This is a genomic window from Pseudomonas sp. SLBN-26 (assembly GCF_006715895.1).
Lineage (GTDB): Bacteria > Pseudomonadota > Gammaproteobacteria > Pseudomonadales > Pseudomonadaceae > Metapseudomonas > Metapseudomonas otitidis.
In genome coordinates, this window is the sequence record NZ_VFOB01000001.1 from 1,262,818 (window position 1) to 1,283,887 (window position 21,070).

Here is a 21,070-nt window from a genome sequence, read left to right on the forward strand (position 1 = left end):
GCCCCCATGTCGCCCGCCACCCTCACCGCCCCCTTGCGCCAGCGCTGGGACCAGTTGCCACCCCGTGAGCGCCGCGCCCTGCTGCTGCTCGTGCTGTTCCTCACCCCGGTGCTGGCCTGGACCCTGCTCCTGCAACCGGAGCGCGCCGCCCTGCAGCACGCCCAGCAGCAGTACCAGCAGGCGCAGATGCTGCGCTTCGACCTCACCCGCCTGCCCGCCAGCGCCCCCCGCGCCAGCCTGGACGCCAAGGCCCTGCCCGGCCTGCTGGCCCGCTCCGGCGCCGAGGCGCAACTGAACATCGAGCGCATGGACAACGAAGCCGGCGGCGCCATCCACCTCACCCTGGAAGGCAGCCTCGACGCCCTGCTGGGCTGGCTGCAGAGCGTGGAACGGGCCGGCGCCCGGGTCACCCGCCTGGGCCTTGAGGTGAACCCCGACGCCCTCGCCCGCGCCCGCCTGCTGGTGGAACCGGGGCACTGACTCCGGGCGGGCATATTCAGACCTTCTTCCTGTCTTCTTTCCCTGAGTAGCGAGCGCACTGTAAGCGCGCGCCGATTTTGGCACGACGTAGCGTTAGGTTTGACACACGCAAACCCGCCGGGATGGGTCATCTATCGCGCAACAGTTGGCACTGCGGCTAAAGTCGCTCAGCTGGCCGAAATGAAGGCTAGGGCCATAAGGAGAGCACAATGAAATTCAACTTGGACGTAGAGCAGTCGCAGAGAGAAGCCAATCAGTTCTACCGAGACTGGCGAAAGCTGCTGGAGCAGTTGGGATACCTGGCTACTGACTGGGATAGCTGCACGAAAACTATCCACTCAAAAGGAGAGGCCGTGCAGCTGGTCAGGCATGATGGCGAGCAATGGATAGTTGATGGTTCAGTTTGCAGTAAGAGGTTCAGAGTCTCCGCAAGCCCGTTGGCCGTCAAAATTGATGGTAAGCAGACCCTATGGGCTGAACTCATCGTGTCCCTGGCAAAACCGTCAGGTGACGAATACGTCGAGATTGAGCGCTTCCTGTATGACAAGGAAGGCTCAGCCTACTCCTCCAGCAGCCATGACTTGACGCTGTCGGGGGATATGCCAGGCAGCTCTTGGATCATCTTGCTGGGAATCCTCAAAGAAGTGCTTGAACACAAGGCGTGAGCTGTATTGAGGGCCACCCATTAGGGAGGCCCTCTGCGAGGCCCCTCTGGCGGTCGCTCCTTGACGAGTGCTGTATATTTAAACAGTATTCGATAACCCCCCACCCTGGAGCCATCCGATGAGCACATACGCCCATATTTCGCTTTTCACCATGAGCCCCGAGCAGTGCGCCGAGGCGCGGCAGTTGCTCGGGTGGAGCGTCGACAAGTTGGCCAATACTTGTGGGGTAAGCTCGCTCGCCATCGAGCAGTATGAAAGCGGCTTTCGCAAGCTGCGGCAGATCAGCTTGCAGGCGATTGCCTATGCCTTTGAGTCTCAGGAACTGGTTTTCTTCCCAGGCGTTCCGCCCATGCGTGGGGAGAACATGAGGGGCGCCTGCCCCGATCCACGCCGATCTGCCGAAATCGGAATGCTCGACTGAAGCCCGCACATGCGGGCTTCTTTCTTTATGGGCCGTACCTCCAGTGACCCCCGATACGCACGCCGGCCCACATGAGCCAGGCGCGCCAGCGGGCGACGCCGCTAGAGCGTAGGGCGTTGTAGAACACCTCGTCGGACTGCCGCCGGGACAGGTTGGCGGTGCTGTAGAGGTAGTCATGGATCACCGCCGGGCCGTTGCCGTAGCCGACCACGGCGGCATACAGCAGCAGCGCTCCGAACCCGAAGGCCCCTAGCGCTGCACCCGACATCGCCAGGAACGGGCAGTCCAGGAGCAGCCCTAGGCCGCCGACTGCCAGGCTGACGCCCAGCAGGATGACGGCCAGGTTGCGCAGTGGTCGGACGCTGGCGAAGTCGGTGTCGAAGCGGCCGGGGACCTGGATCAGTCCCTGGCCGGGGTCCTGGTAGAAGAATGGCGCCATCAGGCGCCAGGTGCCGTCGTTCAGTTGCTCGACCTGCAAGGGCATCGGGAAGCGCTTCATCACGGCCACCATTTGTCGTCGGCGTAGTCACCGGGGATGACAGCCTTGTCCTTCAGCGCGCGCGCAGCGTAGATGAGCGCCTGTTTACGGCCTGCAGCCACCTTGCCGAACTCCACGACCGTGGGCGCGTCCATGGGGACCAGGCTGTTATCGGCAGCAATCCAGATAAAGTCCTGGTCGGAGTCAGACCAGCGCAAATCGCCCGGTTTGGCACCGCCAACGATGGCAATAAAGGCGAGTTGGGCGGCACCACTGATGTTCTCGCGATCAGCGGCTCGGCTCTGGAACAACCTGCCTCCGAACTCGATGCCAGCATCGAGGCGCCGCTCCCTTTCTTCGTCCACCATGGCCGCGCTCGGCACCATTTCTATCTGAATCAGGGTCTCACTGAAGTACTCATCGGGGCCGACATCATCTGGGCTGTTTACCGCGCGCTGCCCCTGTTTGTCGTTGCGAATAGCAAAACTCATATGCTGTCCTCCCAGCCCACGCACAGCAGCGCAACGGTGGATATGCTGCTAGCCCAATAGATGTTTCCAGACTCCAGCACGATGTCTGCTGAAGGAGCCATTCCAAACGCTGTCGTGCCGGAAATGGCTATCGGAGCGGTTGCCCTGGTATCGGTAACTGGCGGTCCGTAGAGGGCGCTAGGCGCAACAACAACGCGCCCTCCCGAAACAATCCGCGTCGTTCTGACCGAGACCGCCGTAGCCGTGGGGGGTACAAATGCCTGCACCGCCACGCTGACAAAAGTTGGCGTTTCAGGGGAACCGGCCAGGCCTGAAGCCATGACAGGGAGTTCTGTCACGTTGCCTACAGCTTCAATCTTGTATCGCACGCTGCGCCCTGCCTGAATGAACGACAGCGGCAATCTGGCGGAACCTGCTCCCGTGCGGTACGCACCCACCCGAACAAAATGGGTGTATCCGGCGGGAAGCGACGGCGCTGTCGGGCTGAGAGAGGCCACAGCCGCAACGCTCGATGTCGCTGGGTTGAAAATCACAAACGCGTAGTACCAGGTATTCGCTGCAGAGGTGCTGGTATCAAGGCCATTCAAGCCAGAAGCTGCGGTGTTTATTGACACTCCAACGCTTCGCAGGATTCGGGCATTACCGATGCCGTCACCAACCACTAGCTGATCAGCGGATATGAGTATCGTTGGGTCCGCTCCTGTGCAGCTCACCTTCAGGTTTACGAAATGACCCGCCGTGGCGATTCGGTTCCTCAGTGTGGCTGCCAGTACCAGGGGGGTTATCCCCGTCGCGTTATCAACTCCCGCGTCAGTTATCGCCTGTGTTGCCAGCTTCAGGATGCCTTTTATCGTCGGGCTCGCGTCAGCTGGGCTAGCTGGAATTGCGGCCGTGATCTTTGCGTTGATGGCCTGTAACAGTTGGTTGGTTACGGCTTCGTTTGGCACCAAGCCAGCGGAGGTAACGACGGCGAGAATCTCGTCAGTTACGGCATTTGCCCAACTGGCAGGGTCGCGGGAGGCGGGTATGCCCAGCAGTGGGTTGCCGTCGGTGAACTTGCCATTGAGCAAGCCGACGGATGCGTCTTTCGGGTAGTCCATCAGGTGTCTCCATAGGTAAAGGTGAGGATCGATCCAGCCGGCTTGCGCTTGTGCATGACGCATTCGAACTGGCTATCGCCCCATACGCGGTAGGGTTCGCCCATGGCGCTGCGGCCGTGGCGGCGCTCGATGACCAGGCTCGTGGGCAGGTTGAGTTGCCAGGCGTTTTCCCAGTCTTCGCCGCCGTAGGGCTCGCCCAAGCGGGCGCGGCCGTAACGCCTGGCGCCAAATTCGGTGATGGAGGCGTTGGGGTAGCCCATGACCTCGGCCAGGGCGAGGAAGTCGGCGCGGGCCATGCCGCCGGCATCGAGCAGCCTGGCCAGGACGGCCTGGACGCGCTCCTGGACGGTTTGCGAGCCCTGGATGCTGCACCCATCCGGCAGGCCCAGCTGGGTTTCCCAGCGCTCCAGGGTCTCGAAGGCCTCGCCCGCGTCGGTCTCGTTGAACAGGTCGAGCCCCCGCCGATGGGCGCGGGCCAGGGCGGCGCCCAGGGCAGCGAGCAGCCGAGCCAGGTTGCTTTCGGGGTCGCGGGTCCAGGCACTGCCAGGGGGCAGCAGTTGGGCAGTCTGGCGCCCGTAGCTTTCGGGCGTCACACCGTCCATTGGATGCCTCCGAAGGTGGCCAGCTTGCCCGTGGTGGCGGTGACGTCCGCCGTGGGGGCCAGCACGCTGTTGTCGCTCTCGCCGGCCGCGATGCTCACCGCTTCGCGGATGCGGCTGATGAGCAGCGGCCCACCCGGCACGGCGTCACGGCGGTGCAGGTCGCGCAGCTCAGCCTCCACGGCGGCCTGGACCTGCGGGGTATTTGGCACCAGGCGTATCCGGTACTGCACGGGCTGGGCCACGGGCGGCACCACATAGACGGAGCGGCGGCCCGCCGGGCGGCGCTGGTCGATGTAGGCGGTACAGGCCTCGATCACGGCCGGCCCTGGAATCGGGTCGGCGTTGTTGTCGCAGGCCATGCGCACGGTCACGCTGCCGGCCCCCTGCTCGTGCTCGGTCGCCCAGGCGCGGGTCACGGAGGGGTGGGCCTCAAGGGCCCAGGTCTCGTAGTCCGCCAGGCTGCCGCCCTGGGGTGGCTGTGACATCCGCCGGCCGACCCGCTGGCGCAGGCCGTCGAGGGTCTCCTCGTCTTCGCCGCCGGTGATGCCGCCCGCCGCGACGATGGCCACGGAGCTGATGCCCGCCACGGGGCTGACCAGGTTGAGTCGCATGCCTGCCGCCAGGTTGCCGGCCTGGCCGGTGTTCTGTGCCTGGACCCAGACCTCGCCCGTGGTGCTGCTCAGCACCAGGTCGGCGGTGGTGAGGTAGACCTGGTCCTGGGTGTACTGGACGGCCGTGCCGGCGGGCAGGCGGGCCCCGGCGCTGCCGGTCACGGTCAGCGACCCGGCAGCCGGGGTGGGCTGGCGATACCAGAGGCCATAACGGCGGGCCCAGCGCTCGACGCCCAGGGCGTCGGCCTGTTCGTCCGGGAGGAAGTTTCTGTAGAGGTGATCCAGGTGCGCGTGGAGCCCGTTGACGGCCCCGGCCTGGGCGAAGGCCAGCACGCCCAGGACGGTGCGGCGGGTGCGGGCCTGGGTGCCGGGGAGCCAGGTCTCCATGTCGGAGCTGATGTCTTCGCGGGTTTCCAGAAGCGTAGGGATGGTGAACGCCATTCAGAGGTTCTCCCATAGCGTGTCGAATTGATGGTTGAGGGTGGAGCCGTCGCGGCGATTCACCGTCAGCTCCAGGCGCAGCACGCCACGCATTGGCACTGAGGCCTGGACGTCGAGCGAGGCGCCGATGCCGTCCTCGATCAGCCAGGCCAGGGACTCGCGGGCGTATTCGCGGGCCCGGCGCAGGGTCTCGGGGATGTCCTTCTCGCGGTTGAGCAGCCAGAGGCGCGAGCCGATCTGGTCGCCCTCCACACGGGGCCAGGCGTCACCGACCCAGCCGCGCCGGTCGCCGTCGTCGGCCGGCAGGACGTCGTCCAGCCGGGCGCGGCGGTCTGAAAACAGGCTGATGACGGCCGCCGTCTGGAGCCCTTCCTCCAGGACCAGGTCGCCGCCCTCGATGGCGAGGTCGGCCTCGGTGCCGTTCCATACCAGGGCGATATCACTCATACCGGCGTCCCCGTCATGCCAGGGCCAGGCATCACAGCGCCGTGGACGTGGCTCACCTGGCTGATTCCCTGGGCGATCTGGTCACCCTGGGAAACGATCTGGCCCGTGGCGGTGAGGGTCGGCGTGTCGATGTTCACGCCCTGGGCGGCCTTGATGTTGAGGGTATGGGTCTCGATCTCGATCACTCGGCCGCGCTTGAGGTGGACCTTGTCCTGCTCGTCGGTGTAGATGGCCACCTCGCCGCCGGCCATGCCGGTCAGGCGGTAGCGCCGGTCTCCGCAGCTCACCACCACGCTGTGGGCGCGGTGGCCACCGACCGACAACACCAGGGCTTCGGCGCCGCCCAGGGGGTTGGCGGTGAAGCCGTAGGGCTGCCAGTGCTCCACGTCGTCCAGGGTCTCGCCATCCATGATGGTGATCTGCAACGCCTGCATCTTCGCGGCGTCGTTCACCAGGGCGACCACCCCGCGCGTCACCATCAGCGCCAGGCGGCGGCGCAGGGCTACCAGTGTGCGGTTAGAAAAACTCATCCACGGCCTCCGGTTCGGGTTGTGGGATGACGTCCAGGGCCTCGCGTGGCTGAACCGTCAGCTCGGTGCGCTCGCCCCGGTCGTCGAGGATGTAGGTCACTTCGGTGATGAGGCGCTCGGCCCCGTTGAGGTACTGATAGGGATCGTCCACTCGCACCATCAGCCCATGGCGCCACAGCGCGCCGTTGCTCTGCCGGTGCCCGTCCAGGGTGTAGGTGATGGACTGCGAGCGCCCCCAGCGGGAATTGCGTTCCCACTCGATGCGGGCACGGGCCCCGGCGCCGTCCAGGGGGTGGTCGGCGATCACCGTCAGGGGCCGGTGGCGCTTCATGCGGTTGTCCGTGGCGGTGGCCTTCACCGCTGCCGCGCTCTCGCCGAAGAAGTCGTCGTTGCCCTTCTGCTGGCCCTTGAGGGTGTAGGTGCTGAACACGTCGCTAAAGTCGCGGCTACCGCTGGCCTGGAGGATGTTCTGCCCCAGGGCCAGCTTGTCGTGGGCCCGCTCGCGGCCGGCGCGGGTGATCAGCAGGCGGCCCCGGCCATCGGTGACCAGGAGCACGCCACGGATAGCGGCGGCCTGGCTGAGCATCTCAAACACCGTTTCGCCGTCGTTGGGCTTGAGGGACTGGAACGGCGCATTCGCCCCCGCCTGGTCCACCACCGTGATGCCGAACGGCGCGGCCAGTTCGCGGGCCACGTCGGCCAGCCCTCGGCCGATCCATTGCGTGGTGGGTGCGGAGCAGTCCACCAGGTCGGCGGTCTTGTCCCGGCCGGTCACCTGGAGGCGGTGCTCCTGGGCGCTGTAGGTCGGCATGACGCGATCGACGTAGCCGGTGATGAGCAGCTCGCCGTTGTAGAGCAGCTCGCACGGCTCGCCCTCGGCCACCTGGCGCCGCGAGGCCTGCCCGGCCCAGCGCTCGGTCAGTGCCAGTTCGAACTGGCCGGCGAGCTGCTGCATGCCCAGCTGGACGCGGTAGCTCTGCCAGCCGCCCCACTCACGGCCGCCAATGCGCAGGGTGATCTCAGGCATTCTTCAGCACCTCCAGCACGCTGCCACCCGGCACGAAACCGGGGTGGGCGATGCCATTGCGCGCCACGATCTCGTCGGCGCGCCGGGCGTCGCCGTAGAGCCGATGGGCGATCAGCAGGGCCGGCTGGGTCGTGAGGGGGCGGTACGACGACAGCGGCGCCAGGCTGGCGGCGCGCTGGTTCATCTCCAGGGCCACCTGGGTGGCCAGGTTCGCCAATGGCCGGTAACGGCCCTGGGCGGTCTCCAGTTGCTGGCGGTCCAGCTCCACCAGGACCTGGTCGCGCACCCCGGCGGCCTGGTCCCGGCTGGTGTAGGTCAGGCCGTCGAACGGGCGCCCGGTCTCGTCCAGGGGGCGGCCGGTTGCCAGGCGCGCCGCTTCGGTCACGGCCGCGCGCTCCACCAGGGTATAAACCGCCTCCTGGTTGATGGCCTGCTGGGCGCGGCTGGGGGTCACGTAGCCGCTGGGGCGCACGGCCTTGGCTTTCCTGCCGAGGTTGAACAGCGCCGCTTGCGCGCGGAATGCGGCCCACGGGTCGGTGGTGCTGCTGAGCCCCCGGACCATCCCGAGGATGCTGTAGGCCAGGTTGCCCGGTGCCGCGATCAGCCCTTGCAGGTTGCCGGTGAGGCGCCCGGCCAGGGTGGAGAACCGCCCGGCCCCAGCCAGCAGGCCGCCCGCTTCGGTGATGTAGGTGGTGGCGTTGCCCAGGGCATCGATGGCGCCCTCGGCCACGAAGCCGGCGTAGTCGGCCACGTTGAAAGCCTCTTCGAACTCCACCAGCGCGTCGGCCTGGGCGACATCCGCCGCCTCGTTCACCAGGGCGCCGGGCACCTGGCTGTCGTCCGGGTTGGGCTTCTCGCTGGTCTCCACGAAGGTGGCCGTAATGCCAGCCCTTCCGCCCTGCTCGGTGGACTCTTCGCAGGTGTAGCCGTCCAGGACGGAGACAGACAGCTCGCCGTAGTACGGGTGAACCAGCGTGCCGGGGCCGGCGGCCTCCAGGGCGGTGATGAGCTGGTCGCGCCGGCCCATGTAGTCGGCCCCGAGCAGCACCATCTCCAGGGTGAAGCGGCGGGCGCTGCGGCCCAGGTCCTGGGTGCCGGCCTCGTCGCGCAGCGGGTACTCATTGAGCACCGTGCGCCGGCCGCCACTGCGGCTGGAGCGCTTCAGGTTGAAGGGCACGCCACGGAATGAGCCGGGCCGGTAGTCATCGCGCCAGGCCATGCTCAGAAGCCCTGCCCGCCGGTATAGGGGGAGGTGCTCAGGTCGACGCCTGCGCTTTGCAGCTCGGTGACCCGTGGGCGCCCGTCGCTCTCGATGCGCACGGTGATCTTGCCGTTAACCTCGGACTGGCGGGCGTTCTGGAGGGTCTCGTACAGGCGATTGAACAGCCCGGCCATAGGGTTGGCTTCGCTGATGGCCTTGCGCACCAGGATGCCGGTGGACTCGCTGTCACCGTGGAGGGCGTCATAGGCCATGCTGCCCAGGGTGGTCTGGCGCCGGGCCGCCTGGCTGAGCTGGTCGTCGATGCGGCTGCTCAGCAGCGTTCCGGCCCCGTAGCCCGCCGCGCCGGCACCGGCCAGGGCCAGCCCTTGCAGGCCCAGGCGCCCGGCGGCGCCCAGGCCACCCGCGCGGCCGGCCACCTTGTCCAGCGGGCCGGCGCCGCCCAGGCCATCGCCGGGCATGTTGACGACGTAGACCGGGGTCACGCCGGCCATTTCCTCCAGGGCCTTGCCCGTGGCGACGCCGGCCGCCGTGCCGCCCAGCTTGCCGGCCAGGCCCTTGAGCGCCTTGCCGCCATAGCGTGCGGTGCCAAATATGCCGGCAGCGCCTACCGCGCCGCCCAGCAGGATGTCGTTGCCGCTCAGGCCCAGGCCGCCGTTGTCCTTGCTGTCGAGGCCCCACTTGATCAGGCCGCTCAGGGTGTCATTGACCGGCCGGGCGAAGTCATCGGCGGCCTTGCGCAGTTCGCCACGCAGCCGGCCGACCTGGTCCACGGAGTTGCTGATGGCTTCCGGCAGGTCGCGGGCGATGGTGCCGCCTGCGCCTTTGATGTCGCGGAGAATCTCGTCCAGTCGGGAGAGGGACTGGCCATCCAGCAGCGTCTTGAGGCCGCGCTGGGTGTCCAGGTCCGCCGCGCCGAATGCCTTGGAGATGAAGCGAAAGCGGTCCTTGTCGTTGTTGAGCTTGTCGTACTGCTTCTTGATGTCCTCGATCACGTCCAGGGGGTCGCGGCGGGACTTGTCGGCATTGAAGAACTTGACCCGCGTTGCCTTGGCCGCGTCTTCCATGTACTTGCGGTTGGTGAAGACGCGGAGGGTGCTGTCGGTCAGGGTGGCCAGGCGCTCGGCATTGGGCTCGACAAGGCTCAGGGTTTCCACCAGGGCCAGGGTTTGGTCTAGGCCAAGGTTGGCTGACTTCGCGTTGCCGCCGATACGGGCGAACACGTCGGGCAGGTTCTCCAGCTCGGCGTTGCCGGCCCGGCCCGCGACCACCATGCGGTCCAGCAGCAGGCGCGCCTGGTCGGCCTGGCTGAGGTCGATGTCGAACATCTTGCCCGCCACGCCCATGGCCTTGGCCAGGGCGTCGGCGTTGGTCTTGGCCACCGCCAGGGTCTCGGCCATGGGGCGGACGGTGGCGGTCGCCTCGGCCATGCTCTGGCCGCCTGCGATCAGGGCATCGACGCCGCCTTTCAGCTCGTCCACGGTCTGGCCGGTGGCGGACTGGGCGCTGAACAGGGTGTCGCGCATCCTGTTCATTTCCTCGACGGTGGCCCCGGCCGTCAGCTTGAGCTGCACCAGGTCCTTGTCCAGGTTGGCCGACTGCGCGCCCACCGCCAGGGCTGACACGCCGATCCCCAGCTGGGCCAGGCGCCCCTCGACGGAGCGGAACGCATTGCCCACCGCATCCAGCTCGCGCTTGGCCGCGCTGCCCAGCTTGCGCAGGCCGCCTTCGCCCTTGGCCATCCCGGCCATGAAGCGGGTGGCGTCGGCGGTCAGGCGCAGGGCCAGTTCAAGGTTTCTGCTCATAGGGTTTCGTCAGGTTGCCCAGGTAGTGGTTGAACTCGTCGAGGGGGAGCGCCAGGATTTCCGCCCGGCTCCAGTGGTGCTTGAGCGCGATCAGCTGGACGGCGTCCCAGTGGTGCTTGAGGCGCCCGGCTCGTCGTTTCCCAGCTCGTCCAGGCGAATCTGGGCTTCGCGGATGGCGGCGAAGTCGGCGCGCAGGCGGATCATCGAGGGCACGAACGGCCCCTTGAAGGTGGCGCCCTCGGCGTTGCTGACGCTCACCAGCTGGAGCACGGCGAGCTGGAGGTGGTAGGCCAGGGTGGCAACCGTGCCGGTCTCGGCTTCGGCCTGGATCATGTCGGCCACCTCGGCCTCGCGCAGTTCAAAGGTGGTGTAGCGGGTACCTTCGATCATCAGGCCGCGAGGCAGCGTGCCGGTGGTGGTGAGTGCTTTCATGGGGGCTCCTTACAGGGCGACGGCCGGCTGGCCGCTGATCTTCAGGGCGACGTCCGCGCCCACGGTCATGGCGTCCACGGTGAACGCATCGCGGATGACCCAGCCTTTGCCGGTATCCGACTCGAACACCACGGTGGCGCCGGTCATGTTGCGCAGCCCTTCCACGTCCAGGGCGCCCGTGAGGGGGACGGTGCAGTTCAGCTCCGGGGCGGCGGTGGTTTCGGCAAAGCCCACGCTGCCGTCGTCCAGGGGCTCGGCGGTGCGGCTGACGCCGCCCAGGTTGAGTGTGGCGCCGGGCTTGGGGGCCAGGCGTTTGCCGTCATAGCTGATGGTGGCGCGGCCGTGATGGCGCATAGGGCCTCCTTACAGGCGGTACTGAACAGAGCCGGCGAAGATGTCGAACTGGTTGACCAGGTTCGGCGTGAGCACGGCGTTGAGTCGGTTGGGGTTCTGGTTGGAGCGCTTGACGATGAGGTCGCGCTTGAAGCCCTCGATGTCCTCGATGAGGCCGTCCTCGGTCGCCAGTGCCAAAGCCTCTGCGATCAGGGTGGCGCGCACCGTGGTCGGGGTGGCGTAGGCCTGGCCGGGGATGGCGACGTCGCCCAGCTTGTGGCGCGGGTAGTCGCGGGCTATCGCGGCGTTGAAACGGAACCGCACGAAGTCGACGGTCCACTTGGTTTCCAGGCGCAGCAGGCTGATATCCGGCAGCCCGAACGAGTTGGTCTGGTAGTTGGTGATGATGGTCTCGATCAGCACCTGGCCGCCCTGGTCGACGGTAAAGGTGCTGATACCGTCGAACAGCAGCAGGTTGCGCTCGGCGCGGGTGAACCGGCTCTTCTCCGGCGGCGGCAGGACTCCCGTCAGCACCAGGCTGCGGAATGGCCGCGCCGGGTCCTTGGAGCCGGACGACTCGGCCACGGTGGCCCACACCGCTGCGGCGACCCAGGGCGGGGTCGGGACGTCGTACAGGCCCAGGGTGCTGACGTGGGGGGAGTTGCGGCTGTTGCCCCAGGTGCTCAGCTGCGCGTGGTTGCCCCGGCGGGCATTGAACACATGGCCGGTCAGCCGCTCCATCGGCCCGAAGCGGTCGGCCATCTCGGCCTCCAGCGCGGTCAGGTTGGCGCCGTCGGTGTAGGGGCAGACGATGCTGTAGTACTGCTGGCCGGCGATGGCATCGAGCACCAGGTTGACCGACGGGTTGGCGCTTCCGCCGGCCATGGCGGTGATGGCGGCCTGGAGGCCCGCCGGCACCGACTCGCCGTCGTAGTAGTTCAGGCGCAGGTCCAGGTCATTGCCGGTCTCGCCCTTCCAGCGGCAGGTCAGGGTCACCACGCCGGCAGCGGCCGTGGCCGTGACGGGCAGCCCGCTGGTGGCGTTCACCGTATCGGCCAGGCGGGTGGCCAGGGTGGCCACCGTCTCGGAGGCTGCGACGCCAATGCGCACCCGGCTGCCGCCGACGTACAGGCACAGGGTGCCAGCGGCGGTCGGGCTGCCGCTGAGGGTCACCTTGCCGAGGGCGGCCTGGCCGGCCGGGTCGTCGTCCAGGCCCATGGCCCAGATGTCCACATAGGCGTCGGCCGCGCGGGCGGCGGCGGCCATCTGGTGCAGCATGGAGCCGGCGCCGAATGCGGCGGATGCCTGGTCACCGGCCTGGCTGCCCAGGCGGACCGGGGTCAGCGCCGCGACGCTGCCGGCGCTCATGCGCTGGCCTACCAGCAGCAGGCGCCGCTCCATCACGGCGCCGCCGCCAGCAGCCTTGCTCGGGTCGATCTCCAGGTAAATGCCTGGTACGCGGATGTTGTCCGGGATCTCGTTGAAACTGACGTTCTCAGCCATGGCGGCTTACTCCTTCGGGGTGTCGGGCTTGCTGCCCTTCTTCTTGCCCTCGGTCACGGAGCCGTCGGCGATGCGGCGGCGCCAGTAGCTGTCGAGCACCACGGTGTCGCCCTCGGCCTTGAGGTGGCCGCCCTGCGGGTGGCGCACCAGGAGGCCCTCGGCGGGCACCAGGAAAGCGGATTGGGTCATGGCCCCTCCTGCGGGTTGATGTGGGATTGCACGTCGGGCGCCGGGGCGTTGTGGTCCTCGTCGGCCCAGCGCCCATGGGCTTCGGGTGTCACCGGGTCCAGGTCGTAGTCGGCGTGGAACTCCAGGAACTCGCCCAGGTTGAGCCCCTCGGGGTCGAGGGACGGGGTGTCCACCGTCGCCATGACGGAGACCATTCCGGCCTCCATGCCGGCATCGCGGACGGCGGGGTCCTGGAGCAACTGGTAGCCGGTGGGCTGCCAACTGGCGCCCTCGGTGGTGGAGCGCACCAGGGCAATGCCGGCATCGAGCATGTCGTACAGCCCGACCTCGCGTTTCCCGCCCTGGCGCGATGCCACGGCGCCACGGGCGTTCCGTGCCACGAACACCAGCACGAACCGGGGCGTCGAGGTGTCGCCGTCGATGGTGCCCTCCATGGCCACCACGTAGGCCGCCGGGGCTTCCGCCCCCCAGCGCTTGATCACGTCCTTGTCCGGCACGTCCGGCAGGGGCGCCACGGTACGCAGGCGCTTGCCCAGGGCGCTGGCCTTGATCAGCTCGACCAGCTCGTTCTCCAGGTTGCCCAACATCAGGCACCTCCCGGCGCGTTGCGCTGGATGAGGCCGGTGATGTAGCGCCCGGCCAGGTCGAGGATGTCGCGCTCATCGTCACGGGACAGGCCCAGGTACGGCCGCGCCGGCACCGTCACCTGGCGCACGGCAGCCCAGCCCCCACCGGGGAGCGGGAAGCGCAGGAAGCCGCCGTTCTTGGCCCGGATGGTGGCGCCGAACTGGTGGACCGCCCCGTAGATGCGGTTGGTGCCCCACTCGGCGGCCTTGTCGTCGGCCCGGCTGGTGATGGAGTCCCCGAGGTGGCCGTCCTGGGTCAGTGTCCGCCCGCCGCGCAGTTGGGCCCGCAGGCTGGGCCGCCAGCGCCGGCCGTCCGGGCCGGTCTCGCTGTCGAAACGCTCGCGGGTGCTGTTCTCGCCCAGGAAGGCGATTTGCGACAGCAGCGGGCCGGGGCTCTGGCCCATCTGGGCCAAGGCCTTCAGCAGTCGCCGCACCTGCGGCAGGTTGCTGTCTACCCGAATCGAGACGGCCATCAGATGAACCCTCGGCTGCTGTCGCGGCCGAACACCAGGCCGCCGCTGACCATCTCGGCACCGGCCGACGCGGCGACCGGTGCGGTGCTGCCATCCGCCGCCGTGCCCAGCTGGACACGGCCCGCGGAGACGTCACGCAGGAACGACAGCGAATCGGCGTGGCGCTTCTCCACATGCTCCGGGGCGCCGTCGTCGTACAGGTAGTACCGGGCCAACTGCCCGGCGATGCGCTCCAGGACCTCTTCGGCCTGGACCACGGGCACCTGGTAGCGGCCGGCGAGGTAGCCGTTGATGGTGTTGTCGGCGTCCTGCAGGACCTGGTTGACCCGTGCCAGCGCCGCCGCCGCTGCTGCCCGTTCCTCGGGTGAGTAGGCGGTCAGGTCGGCGCCCTCGGCGGCCAGGCGCAGCAGCTCGCCGTCCACCAGGGGCGGCACGCTGGTATCGGCCCGTTGGGCGATCTCGTCCAGGCTGTAGCGGGCCAGGAAGGCGACGGCGCTGGCGTACATCAGGCGTTACCTCCCTGCGGCGGTTCGGTGCCAGTGGGCGCGGTGTCGCTCGCGCTGTCTTTGGCACGGTCGGCCAGCTCGACCAGCGCCTTGTCGGCTTCCTCGGTGGCCGGGAAGTCGCAGTACTGGACGTTGAGCATGGGCTCGTTCACCAGTGCCTTGAGCTGCTCCTCGGTCAGGTCATCGACCAGCAGCCCGTGGCCCTCGCGGGTGAAGACGAAGCCCGCCCGGCGGAAGCTCTCGCCGAAGCTGCGCACGAAGATGCCGGGCACGGTGTCGACCACCAGGACGTCCTGGCCTTGCTCGGCGTTCTGCACGGTGGTTTCAGCCGGTGCCGGTTTGGTGGCGGTGTTGGCCGCCCTGTTGCTTTTGCCAGCCATGTGACCCCCTTATGCGCCCGTACCGGTGGAGCCGAAGCTCAGTTGCCAGAAGCCGTAGCCAGCGGCCGCACGGGCCTCGGCGCCGAACTTGTACTTCTTGAGGTTGAACACGTCGGGGGCGTCCAGGCTGATCTGCTGGACGAACTCCGGCTTCTTGCGCGGCTGGTAGATGAAGGGCTTGACCGGCTTGCTGGTGTCCAGCAGGAACCAGGCGGTATCGGACTTGATGCGGGCGTCCATCACGACTTCCGCCGTGCCCTTGTAGGGGTTGGGCGTGCCGTCGGCGAGCTTGTCGTTGTTCATCAGCGCCTTGGCGGTGATCTCCAGGGCGGGGCCGACCAGGAGCACGTTGGGCATCACGTTCAACGAGCGCCCTTCGTCGTCCTCGTACTTGAGCATCGCAGTGCGGCCGTTGCCGTAGCCGGCGGTGGCGGCGGCCAGGTTCGCGTTGGAGAGCGGTGCCGTGCTGCGGTTGCTGGCGATGCCGTTGCCCACCGGGTGGTCGGTGTCGAAGTGGTACTGGCCGTCATAGGTCAGCCGGCTGAAGCCGCCATTGATCACCTCGTAAACCAGCTCGTCCGGCAACTGGGCGGACGACCAACCGGCCATTTGCGCCTGCGGTTTGTAGATGCCGAGCTGGTCGTCCTCGATGTGGTTGCGGTCGACCTCGACGGTGGCCTCGAAGTCCTCGTTCACCAGCGTGTATTTGTAGGCTTCCAGGGCCTTGGCCACCTTGGCCCCGACCCAGCGGCGCATCCGGGGGAAGTTGCTCAGCCAGCTGTAGTCGTTCTGCCCGGAGTTGCTCGGCACCTCCATGGCGATCTTCTGCCAGGTGCTGGGGGCTGCCGCGAAGGCGTTGTTGAAAATGGTCTTCAGGCTGGTGAAGACCGCCGTGAGGCTGTTCTTGTTGATCAGCATGTGGGGGTTCTCCTTTGGGTTCTGGTCATTCCACCCACACGCCGTCGGCCTCGATGCCGAGGATTCGGCCAGCCGGGGAGCGGGTGCCGCTGCCATCGGTGGCGGCCACGGTCTGGTCGTCGACGATGTAGGCGGTTTTCATGAGGTGGGCCTGGGTGATGCTGCCGTCGTTGGCCCACTTGAAGGCCAGGCGGCGGCGTACCGGGACGGCCTTGGCGCCATTGGCGCCCCCGGTGTTGTCGACGGCCTCTTCGGCCCGGCCGACGTAGGTCAGCCCCGTGGCGGCGGAGCCGGGAGCCCCCCAGCCGGTGGCGCCCACCACCACCAGGGCGCCCGCGAAGACGCGGGCATTGGCGGCCAGCGGGATGGCGACGATGCCGGCGTCCTGCTGGTGGGTGTTGCGGTCACGTACGAGCGCGGTCATGGGGGCTCCTTCAGGCCTTCAGCTCGGCCAGGTAGTCCTTCGGGTCGACGTCCAGGGAGCGGCAGACGGCGAGCGCCTCCGCGTCCAGTTCCTCGACCTTCTCGGGGGTGGGGGGCACGCCGTTGGTCTGTTGCGACTTCAGCGCGGCGATGGCGGGCGTGGTCTTCAGGTAGGTGCGCAGCGCGGCCAGGTTGGACGTGCCCAGTTCACGGGCCCAGGATTCCTGGGCGGGCAGCAGGCGGCCATCCTCCAGGCCGGCCTTGACCAGCGCTTCGACTTCGCCGCCGATCTGGCTGGCCTTGAGCGCGGCGATGTCCTGTTTCAGGCCCTCGACGACGGACAGCGGCACGTACTTGGCCGGGTCCGGCGCGTTGGCCTTGGTGGCCGCCAGGGCTTGCTCCAGTTGGGGGACCTGGTCGGCGTTGGCTTGCAGCTGTGCCAGCGCGGCCTGGATGTCCTCGTCGCTGGCATCGGAGGCCAGCTTGAGCAGGGTGATGAGTTGTTCGCGGTTCACACCGTGTTTCTCCTCTGCGGGTGGGGTGGCCGGGTTGGCCAGTTGAAAGCGGGCAGCCGCCAGCGCCAGCGAGTCCATGCCGTCGATGGCGGGGTTGTTGGTGATGGCGACGTGCAGCAGCTCCAGGACGGCGCCGGTTGCGGGGTCGTAGGCGAACACCGGGGACAGGTAGCGGTACTCGCGGCGGCTGATGTAGTCGGCGGCCGTGGTGGTCCAGCCCGGTTGGGTGGCGTACAGGCCCTGGCCCTCGCGCCATTCCAGGTCGGTGCCCTTCAGCCAGCCGGCGGCCGGCGCGGGCTGGCCGTTGCGCTCGGTGTTGAGGGTCTGGTGTTCGTAGTCGATGACCAGGTCCGTGGCGCGCGCAGCGGCGCGGTCCATCACCTGGGCGGCGATGGCCGCGTCGATGATCCAGTGGCCACTGGGGACGTCATGGGGGCGCCCGTCACGGGCCTGGAACGGGCCAGCCGGGAAGAGCTGGATGGGCCCGCCCGCCGCCGGCAGTTCGAAGGTGCAGGCGGCGACGGCGGCGGGTTTGGCGTGGGGGGCTTGTGTGTTCATGCCGCCAGTGTCGGCGGCATGGGAGGGGTGTTTGTAGAATGAAGGGGTTCAGTAGAGTCTTACTTAATCAAGGAATCGCGACTCTGCTCCAGGAGCGGGAATATATTCGTCCTCAATAAGGTTATCTTCCACTGAGATAAGTAATGCGCCTCGCTTAACGAGCGCCTGTAAAACCGAATCCAGGTCTTTATATTCGAGGTTTAGGCGCTTGTTGAGCTGACTTGCACTGATCGTTTTTCCTAAATCGTGAAAGCGTATGGCCTCCTTGAGAACCATCCGCTCTTTACCTGTGAGTTCAGGGGCTAAGACTTCGGAAAGATCGTGCAGCGAAGCGTTCTTTACGCTCGCGAGCAGTGGTCTTTTTTTCAGCAGCCGCTTCTCGAAATCCTCAATCAGCCGAGCGCGCCCATTTGCTCTTGCGCTAAGCGCTGTGTCGAAGAAATCCTTCATGCTCTCGGCGTTTTTGATTCGCTCCAGGTCGTCAAGCAATACTGAGGTCTGTGACTGGAGAGTGTTTGCAGCTTGTTCAGCTTTTTCCTTGTCCGCCAATAGTTTTTTGTTGAGTGACTCTGACTTCTTGAGGGCATCAGTGGCAGCCTGCAGTTCAGCCTCCACTGACTGGATAAGGTCGAATTGAGCCTGATTCTTTTCCTTCAGTCTCTTTACCTCCAGCGTCAGCTCTTCTTTTGCAGAGGCGGCTGACATGCTGGCGTGGCTTAAGAGCAGCTCGCTGTCGGCGAGGCGTTCTTCAAGTTCTTGTATGGCGGCTGCCGCTCGTTTGTTGGCGGCCTCAACCTCGGCTGCGCTCTTGGTCGCTGGCCTGTTTATCTCCCGCCACCAGAAGAATGCACCGGCAGCCAAGCCCGCTATTACGAACAGGATGGCTATCCAGTTGGGGACGGAACTGGACCCAAGAAAACTGGAGACAGTAGACCCGAGGCCATCAGTGACTTCCTTGGTCAGGTAGTTGCTGACCAGAGCATCGCCTCCCTTATCCAGGAGGAAAAAAATGAACGCGGCAGCGCCTCCCCCGATTGTCCAATTTCTAATGTCATTGCCGGTCTTTGACATACACAGTGCTCCTTCCTGGTCGCACCATGATATTTCGAACCGGCTAGAAAGCGTTAGATGGCCGTTAGATTCAACGAACGCCCATCGCCGCACCCGTCGCCAAGGCCCTGGCCTGCTAGGCCCCTTGCAGCGCGTTTCTGATGGCCTTGTTTTTCATTGCCTGGGCGCGGGTCATTCGGCGCAGGCGGGTGAGCTGCACGGCCGCTCCGTTGCGCTCTACCTCGGCCGCCAGCACGCTGCCGTCCGCCTGCTCCAGGACGTAGAGCAGCACGCCCCCGCGCTGCTCGATGAGGGCGCCTGCGTCGAGCAGGTTCTGGAGCTGCTGGTAATCCTCCATCACGATGCGCGGCTGGCCCTTGAGTTGGGCAGCCAGGGTCTCTTCGCTCAGGCTCAGCACCTGGCTGGGGGCGCCCAGGCGCTCGGCCGCGCCCTTGGGCAGCAGGGCCACGGGGAAGCGCCCGGCCGGCTGGGTGTACCAGGTGGCGAACGCGGGCCCGTTGACCAGGTCGGCGACGCTGGCACGGGCAAGCGGCGGCGGTGCGCCCTCCAGCTTCTCCACCAGGTGGCGGGCCAGGCTGCCGCGCCGCCCGCCCGGTGGGTAGTGGAATGACGGGTCGACGCCGGCCGGAATCTGCTGCACCTCGCCCGTGCGTTTGTTGACGTAGGGCACCAGGGGCACGACGGGGGCCGGCCCTACGGGGCGGCCGGAGCGTTCCACCTGGCTGGCCGTACGGGGCCGGGCTCGGCACTTGCAGCCGTAGGCCTTGACCGGGAAGTGCGCCTGCCAGAACGGGTGATCCACCGGCAGCGTCAGGCCGTCCCAGGCGGAGTGATCCAAGCGCGGGTGCTCGGAGTTGTTGCCGTCGTATTCCAGGTACGGGAACGCTTCCTTGTTGTCCTGGATGCGTGCCCACTGCCCTTCGGAATGGGCGGTGCGCAGGTTGGTGTCATAGATCACCTTGAGCCGGCGCGGGCTGCCCAGCTGGACCTCGCCCTCTGCGCCGGTCAGCGGGTCCCGCTGCACCTGCCGCCCCCACCAGCCTTTCTCCTGGAGGGTGGGCGTCAGGCGCTTGCGGAAGTCCTGGAGCGTGGTGCCCTCCACCAGGGCGCGGTCGATCTCGGCGCGGATGTCCTGGAGGATGTCCAGTTGCATGACCTTGGCCACGGTGAAGGCGGCCTGGTGCTCGGCCTGCCAGACGTCGCGGTAGTCAAAGCCGATGGCGAAGCCCTTCTGGCGGAAGTACTCGATGGCCTCGGCCGGTGGCAGGGGGCGCAGCTCGACCATTACAAGGCCCCGCTACGGCCGGCCACGTGGCCGGCGAACAGGCCGCGTGCGATCAGGTCGGCCAGGTCGGTGGCGTCCAGCTGGCCCACCACTTCGGGCAGGCGGTCGCGGAACTCGGTGAGGCTGGTGCAACTGGCCAGCAGCGCTTGCACGGGCTCCACCAGGGTGGCGACCGGCTCCCACTCGCTGGCCAGCACGTCGGCCAGGTCGGCCAGTGGGTCGGCGGGTGCTTCGGCCTTCAGCGCCGCGACGCGGGCCGCTGCCTGGGCGGTGGCCTCGGGCTGGGGGGCGGTCAGGACGCGGTCGTCCTTGCCCGGCAGGGGGATGCGCAGCTTGTCGTGGGCCCAGGTCTCGGGGATGCGCATGCCGGACGACACCAGCTTGGGCAGCGCCTCGGCATAGGTGCCCAGGTCTTCGGCTTCCATCACATCGAACACGAAGCGCGGCAGCCGCCTTGGGTCCCGGTTGCCGGCGCGGTTGAGCACCAGGAGCGGGTACAGCAGGTATTGGCGTATGGACGTGGCGACCTGTTTGGCATCGCTGCGCAGCAGGTCGTGCCGTACCTCGTTATGCACGTTGCCGAGGGCGTTGGTGCTGGCCTGGCCGTCGGCCTGGGTGGTGAGGGTGCCGCCCAGGATGGCCTTGGACATCGATTTTTCCGCCCAGGTAACCATCCAGTCGAAGGGCTGGTGGCTGCCGGCGGCGGCATCCTTGAATTCGATGGCCATGCCCTTGGGGATGATGCCGGCGGCGTGGTGGCCGATGTTCACCACGGCGCGCATCAGGGTCGCCTTTTCCTCGGCGCTGGCGCCTTCGGGGTAGGTGCCCAGGCGCACGGGCAGCCCGTAGACCTCCAGGAACTCGGCCAGGTCGCGGACGCTGAAGTTCTTGAACAGGTACGGCCAGGCCAGCACGCGGTACAGCCCGCCTCGGGCGACATAGCCGCTTTTCGCCTTGTGGGTGTGGACGATCCAGCCAAAGGGGTTCAGGGGCTCGCCCTCGGGTGTGCCGTCCCGCAGGCGCAGCTCGGTGCGGGTTTGCGGGTCGAACTGGAACCAGGACGACTCGCGGTAGTTGAAGGCCGCCGGCATCCACTCGCGGCCGACGCGCTGCCAGTCCAGCTCGATACCGGAAAAGCCCTTGCCGATGGCGTCGAGCATGTCGAACAGCAGGTCCTCGAAGTCGGGCAGGTCCTGGAGCAGTTCATTGAGCCATTCGACTTCGGCCTTCTCGGCGGCGCTGGGGTTGCGCGGCGGCTGGACCTGCCAGTCCACCGTGGTCAGCGCGCGGCGGCGCTTGCCCATCTCGGCCAGGAGGTGGGCGTCTTTTTCCTCCATGTCCTGGAACAGTTCGCACTGCGCGCGGATGTTGCCCTGTTCGGCCTCCCGCAGGATCGACGCCAGCCGTGGCGGGGTCAGCCCGCTGGATGGGTGGTCGGCGTATTCGCTGTGCAGCTGGGAGAGGCGTGCCGTCTGCTGTTCGGCGAGGGTCTGCCGCTCAAGGGGGCGGCCGTGGATGTCAACGATGTTGACCATGGTGTC

27 protein-coding genes are annotated in these 21,070 nt (G+C 67.2%); 3 read left to right on the forward strand and 24 right to left on the reverse strand.

Annotation, left to right across the window (positions count from 1 at the left end; genetic code table 11):
• The first annotated feature begins 6 nt into the window (after positions 1-6).
• The 3 genes from gspM to FBY21_RS05825 all read left to right on the forward strand — a co-directional run bounded on the left by gspM (position 7) and on the right by FBY21_RS05825 (position 1,566).
• Complete coding sequence (gspM, locus tag FBY21_RS05815; protein ID WP_044407465.1) at positions 7-480, forward strand: type II secretion system protein GspM; 474 nt, start codon at positions 7-9, stop codon at positions 478-480.
• Between the two features lie 209 nt (positions 481-689).
• Positions 690-1,145 carry a hypothetical protein gene (locus FBY21_RS05820; RefSeq protein WP_142009370.1) on the forward strand — a complete coding sequence of 152 codons (456 nt, stop codon included), beginning with the start codon at positions 690-692 and terminating at the stop codon, positions 1,143-1,145.
• A 118-nt stretch (positions 1,146-1,263) separates the two neighbouring features.
• The gene (locus FBY21_RS05825; protein WP_142009372.1) at positions 1,264-1,566 is read left to right on the forward strand and encodes a helix-turn-helix domain-containing protein; all 303 of its coding nucleotides are present in this window, start codon (positions 1,264-1,266) and stop codon (positions 1,564-1,566) included.
• A 25-nt stretch (positions 1,567-1,591) separates the two neighbouring features.
• Here the strand turns inward: FBY21_RS05825 and FBY21_RS05830 are convergent, their stop codons facing one another.
• The 24 genes from FBY21_RS05830 to FBY21_RS05945 form a co-directional block, all read right to left on the reverse strand.
• A complete protein-coding gene (locus FBY21_RS05830) occupies positions 1,592-2,065 on the reverse strand; it encodes a DUF1353 domain-containing protein (protein ID WP_142009375.1) in 474 nt (157 codons plus the stop codon).
• Positions 2,065-2,535 carry a DUF4376 domain-containing protein gene (locus FBY21_RS05835; protein ID WP_142009379.1) on the reverse strand — a complete coding sequence of 157 codons (471 nt, stop codon included), beginning with the start codon at positions 2,533-2,535 and terminating at the stop codon, positions 2,065-2,067. Before FBY21_RS05835 ends, FBY21_RS05830 begins: the two co-directional genes overlap by 1 nt.
• The gene (locus tag FBY21_RS05840; protein WP_142009382.1) at positions 2,532-3,635 is read right to left on the reverse strand and encodes a hypothetical protein; all 1,104 of its coding nucleotides are present in this window, start codon (positions 3,633-3,635) and stop codon (positions 2,532-2,534) included. Before FBY21_RS05840 ends, FBY21_RS05835 begins: the two co-directional genes overlap by 4 nt.
• Positions 3,635-4,237, reverse strand: coding sequence for a YmfQ family protein (locus tag FBY21_RS05845; protein ID WP_142009383.1), 603 nt, complete (start codon positions 4,235-4,237; stop codon positions 3,635-3,637). Before FBY21_RS05845 ends, FBY21_RS05840 begins: the two co-directional genes overlap by 1 nt.
• Entirely contained in the window at positions 4,225-5,289 is a 1,065-nt protein-coding gene (locus FBY21_RS05850; protein WP_142009385.1) for a baseplate J/gp47 family protein, read from the reverse strand. Before FBY21_RS05850 ends, FBY21_RS05845 begins: the two co-directional genes overlap by 13 nt.
• Positions 5,290-5,736: a phage GP46 family protein gene (locus FBY21_RS05855; protein WP_142009388.1), complete on the reverse strand. Its 447-nt coding sequence runs from the start codon at positions 5,734-5,736 to the stop codon at positions 5,290-5,292. It abuts the gene before it with no gap.
• Complete coding sequence (locus FBY21_RS05860; protein ID WP_142009390.1) at positions 5,733-6,266, reverse strand: phage baseplate assembly protein V; 534 nt, start codon at positions 6,264-6,266, stop codon at positions 5,733-5,735. The genes FBY21_RS05855 and FBY21_RS05860 overlap by 4 nt, the downstream gene beginning before the upstream one ends.
• A complete protein-coding gene (locus FBY21_RS05865; RefSeq protein ID WP_142009393.1) occupies positions 6,253-7,293 on the reverse strand; it encodes a phage baseplate assembly protein in 1,041 nt (346 codons plus the stop codon). Before FBY21_RS05865 ends, FBY21_RS05860 begins: the two co-directional genes overlap by 14 nt.
• Entirely contained in the window at positions 7,286-8,512 is a 1,227-nt protein-coding gene (locus tag FBY21_RS05870; RefSeq protein WP_142009396.1) for a DNA circularization protein, read from the reverse strand. The genes FBY21_RS05865 and FBY21_RS05870 overlap by 8 nt, the downstream gene beginning before the upstream one ends.
• Before the next feature lie 2 nt (positions 8,513-8,514).
• On the reverse strand, positions 8,515-10,317 hold the full coding sequence (locus FBY21_RS05875; protein WP_142009398.1) for a phage tail tape measure protein: 1,803 nt from the start codon (positions 10,315-10,317) through the stop codon (positions 8,515-8,517).
• A gap of 90 nt (positions 10,318-10,407) precedes the next feature.
• Positions 10,408-10,749, reverse strand: a complete 342-nt coding sequence (locus tag FBY21_RS05880) for a hypothetical protein (RefSeq protein ID WP_142009400.1) — start codon at positions 10,747-10,749, stop codon at positions 10,408-10,410.
• A 9-nt stretch (positions 10,750-10,758) separates the two neighbouring features.
• The gene (locus tag FBY21_RS05885) at positions 10,759-11,103 is read right to left on the reverse strand and encodes a phage tail tube protein (protein ID WP_142009402.1); all 345 of its coding nucleotides are present in this window, start codon (positions 11,101-11,103) and stop codon (positions 10,759-10,761) included.
• 9 nt (positions 11,104-11,112) lie between these two features.
• Positions 11,113-12,585, reverse strand: coding sequence for a phage tail sheath subtilisin-like domain-containing protein (locus FBY21_RS05890; RefSeq protein ID WP_142009404.1), 1,473 nt, complete (start codon positions 12,583-12,585; stop codon positions 11,113-11,115).
• Positions 12,586-12,591: 6 nt separating this feature from the next.
• The gene (locus FBY21_RS05895) at positions 12,592-12,774 is read right to left on the reverse strand and encodes a DUF2635 domain-containing protein (RefSeq protein ID WP_142009407.1); all 183 of its coding nucleotides are present in this window, start codon (positions 12,772-12,774) and stop codon (positions 12,592-12,594) included.
• Positions 12,771-13,361 (reverse strand): phage protein Gp37, encoded by a 591-nt coding sequence (locus FBY21_RS05900; protein ID WP_142009409.1) that lies wholly within the window; start codon positions 13,359-13,361, stop codon positions 12,771-12,773. The genes FBY21_RS05895 and FBY21_RS05900 overlap by 4 nt, the downstream gene beginning before the upstream one ends.
• Positions 13,361-13,873, reverse strand: coding sequence for a phage virion morphogenesis protein (locus FBY21_RS05905; protein WP_142009411.1), 513 nt, complete (start codon positions 13,871-13,873; stop codon positions 13,361-13,363). The genes FBY21_RS05900 and FBY21_RS05905 overlap by 1 nt, the downstream gene beginning before the upstream one ends.
• Positions 13,873-14,379 carry a gp436 family protein gene (locus FBY21_RS05910; protein ID WP_142009413.1) on the reverse strand — a complete coding sequence of 169 codons (507 nt, stop codon included), beginning with the start codon at positions 14,377-14,379 and terminating at the stop codon, positions 13,873-13,875. The genes FBY21_RS05905 and FBY21_RS05910 overlap by 1 nt, the downstream gene beginning before the upstream one ends.
• The gene (locus FBY21_RS05915) at positions 14,379-14,759 is read right to left on the reverse strand and encodes an HI1506-related protein (RefSeq protein ID WP_142009415.1); all 381 of its coding nucleotides are present in this window, start codon (positions 14,757-14,759) and stop codon (positions 14,379-14,381) included. Before FBY21_RS05915 ends, FBY21_RS05910 begins: the two co-directional genes overlap by 1 nt.
• Before the next feature lie 9 nt (positions 14,760-14,768).
• Positions 14,769-15,677 (reverse strand): Mu-like prophage major head subunit gpT family protein, encoded by a 909-nt coding sequence (locus FBY21_RS05920; RefSeq protein WP_142009418.1) that lies wholly within the window; start codon positions 15,675-15,677, stop codon positions 14,769-14,771.
• A 25-nt stretch (positions 15,678-15,702) separates the two neighbouring features.
• Complete coding sequence (locus FBY21_RS05925) at positions 15,703-16,101, reverse strand: hypothetical protein (protein ID WP_142009421.1); 399 nt, start codon at positions 16,099-16,101, stop codon at positions 15,703-15,705.
• Positions 16,102-16,111: 10 nt separating this feature from the next.
• Positions 16,112-17,173, reverse strand: a complete 1,062-nt coding sequence (locus FBY21_RS05930; protein WP_142009423.1) for a phage protease — start codon at positions 17,171-17,173, stop codon at positions 16,112-16,114.
• A gap of 63 nt (positions 17,174-17,236) precedes the next feature.
• Entirely contained in the window at positions 17,237-18,244 is a 1,008-nt protein-coding gene (locus tag FBY21_RS05935; RefSeq protein WP_142009426.1) for a hypothetical protein, read from the reverse strand.
• 115 nt (positions 18,245-18,359) lie between these two features.
• Positions 18,360-19,529 (reverse strand): phage minor head protein, encoded by a 1,170-nt coding sequence (locus FBY21_RS05940; protein ID WP_142009428.1) that lies wholly within the window; start codon positions 19,527-19,529, stop codon positions 18,360-18,362.
• Positions 19,529-21,064, reverse strand: coding sequence for a DUF935 domain-containing protein (locus FBY21_RS05945; RefSeq protein WP_142009430.1), 1,536 nt, complete (start codon positions 21,062-21,064; stop codon positions 19,529-19,531). The genes FBY21_RS05940 and FBY21_RS05945 overlap by 1 nt, the downstream gene beginning before the upstream one ends.
• Between the last annotated feature and the right edge of the window lie 6 nt (positions 21,065-21,070).

Bases quoted from the DNA above. Each gene is read 5' to 3' on its own strand.
- gspM (WP_044407465.1), top strand. From the start codon at position 7: ATGTCGCCCGCCACCCTCACCGCCCCCTTGCGCCAGCGCTGGGACCAG.
- FBY21_RS05820 (WP_142009370.1), top strand. From the start codon at position 690: ATGAAATTCAACTTGGACGTAGAGCAGTCGCAGAGAGAAGCCAATCAG.
- FBY21_RS05825 (WP_142009372.1), top strand. From the start codon at position 1,264: ATGAGCACATACGCCCATATTTCGCTTTTCACCATGAGCCCCGAGCAG.
- FBY21_RS05830 (WP_142009375.1), bottom strand. From the start codon at position 2,065: ATGAAGCGCTTCCCGATGCCCTTGCAGGTCGAGCAACTGAACGACGGC.
- FBY21_RS05835 (WP_142009379.1), bottom strand. From the start codon at position 2,535: ATGAGTTTTGCTATTCGCAACGACAAACAGGGGCAGCGCGCGGTAAAC.
- FBY21_RS05840 (WP_142009382.1), bottom strand. From the start codon at position 3,635: ATGGACTACCCGAAAGACGCATCCGTCGGCTTGCTCAATGGCAAGTTC.
- FBY21_RS05845 (WP_142009383.1), bottom strand. From the start codon at position 4,237: ATGGACGGTGTGACGCCCGAAAGCTACGGGCGCCAGACTGCCCAACTG.
- FBY21_RS05850 (WP_142009385.1), bottom strand. From the start codon at position 5,289: ATGGCGTTCACCATCCCTACGCTTCTGGAAACCCGCGAAGACATCAGC.
- FBY21_RS05855 (WP_142009388.1), bottom strand. From the start codon at position 5,736: ATGAGTGATATCGCCCTGGTATGGAACGGCACCGAGGCCGACCTCGCC.
- FBY21_RS05860 (WP_142009390.1), bottom strand. From the start codon at position 6,266: ATGAGTTTTTCTAACCGCACACTGGTAGCCCTGCGCCGCCGCCTGGCG.
- FBY21_RS05865 (WP_142009393.1), bottom strand. From the start codon at position 7,293: ATGCCTGAGATCACCCTGCGCATTGGCGGCCGTGAGTGGGGCGGCTGG.
- FBY21_RS05870 (WP_142009396.1), bottom strand. From the start codon at position 8,512: ATGGCCTGGCGCGATGACTACCGGCCCGGCTCATTCCGTGGCGTGCCC.
- FBY21_RS05875 (WP_142009398.1), bottom strand. From the start codon at position 10,317: ATGAGCAGAAACCTTGAACTGGCCCTGCGCCTGACCGCCGACGCCACC.
- FBY21_RS05880 (WP_142009400.1), bottom strand. From the start codon at position 10,749: ATGAAAGCACTCACCACCACCGGCACGCTGCCTCGCGGCCTGATGATC.
- FBY21_RS05885 (WP_142009402.1), bottom strand. From the start codon at position 11,103: ATGCGCCATCACGGCCGCGCCACCATCAGCTATGACGGCAAACGCCTG.
- FBY21_RS05890 (WP_142009404.1), bottom strand. From the start codon at position 12,585: ATGGCTGAGAACGTCAGTTTCAACGAGATCCCGGACAACATCCGCGTA.
- FBY21_RS05895 (WP_142009407.1), bottom strand. From the start codon at position 12,774: ATGACCCAATCCGCTTTCCTGGTGCCCGCCGAGGGCCTCCTGGTGCGC.
- FBY21_RS05900 (WP_142009409.1), bottom strand. From the start codon at position 13,361: ATGTTGGGCAACCTGGAGAACGAGCTGGTCGAGCTGATCAAGGCCAGC.
- FBY21_RS05905 (WP_142009411.1), bottom strand. From the start codon at position 13,873: ATGGCCGTCTCGATTCGGGTAGACAGCAACCTGCCGCAGGTGCGGCGA.
- FBY21_RS05910 (WP_142009413.1), bottom strand. From the start codon at position 14,379: ATGTACGCCAGCGCCGTCGCCTTCCTGGCCCGCTACAGCCTGGACGAG.
- FBY21_RS05915 (WP_142009415.1), bottom strand. From the start codon at position 14,759: ATGGCTGGCAAAAGCAACAGGGCGGCCAACACCGCCACCAAACCGGCA.
- FBY21_RS05920 (WP_142009418.1), bottom strand. From the start codon at position 15,677: ATGCTGATCAACAAGAACAGCCTCACGGCGGTCTTCACCAGCCTGAAG.
- FBY21_RS05925 (WP_142009421.1), bottom strand. From the start codon at position 16,101: ATGACCGCGCTCGTACGTGACCGCAACACCCACCAGCAGGACGCCGGC.
- FBY21_RS05930 (WP_142009423.1), bottom strand. From the start codon at position 17,173: ATGAACACACAAGCCCCCCACGCCAAACCCGCCGCCGTCGCCGCCTGC.
- FBY21_RS05935 (WP_142009426.1), bottom strand. From the start codon at position 18,244: ATGTCAAAGACCGGCAATGACATTAGAAATTGGACAATCGGGGGAGGC.
- FBY21_RS05940 (WP_142009428.1), bottom strand. From the start codon at position 19,529: ATGGTCGAGCTGCGCCCCCTGCCACCGGCCGAGGCCATCGAGTACTTC.
- FBY21_RS05945 (WP_142009430.1), bottom strand. From the start codon at position 21,064: ATGGTCAACATCGTTGACATCCACGGCCGCCCCCTTGAGCGGCAGACC.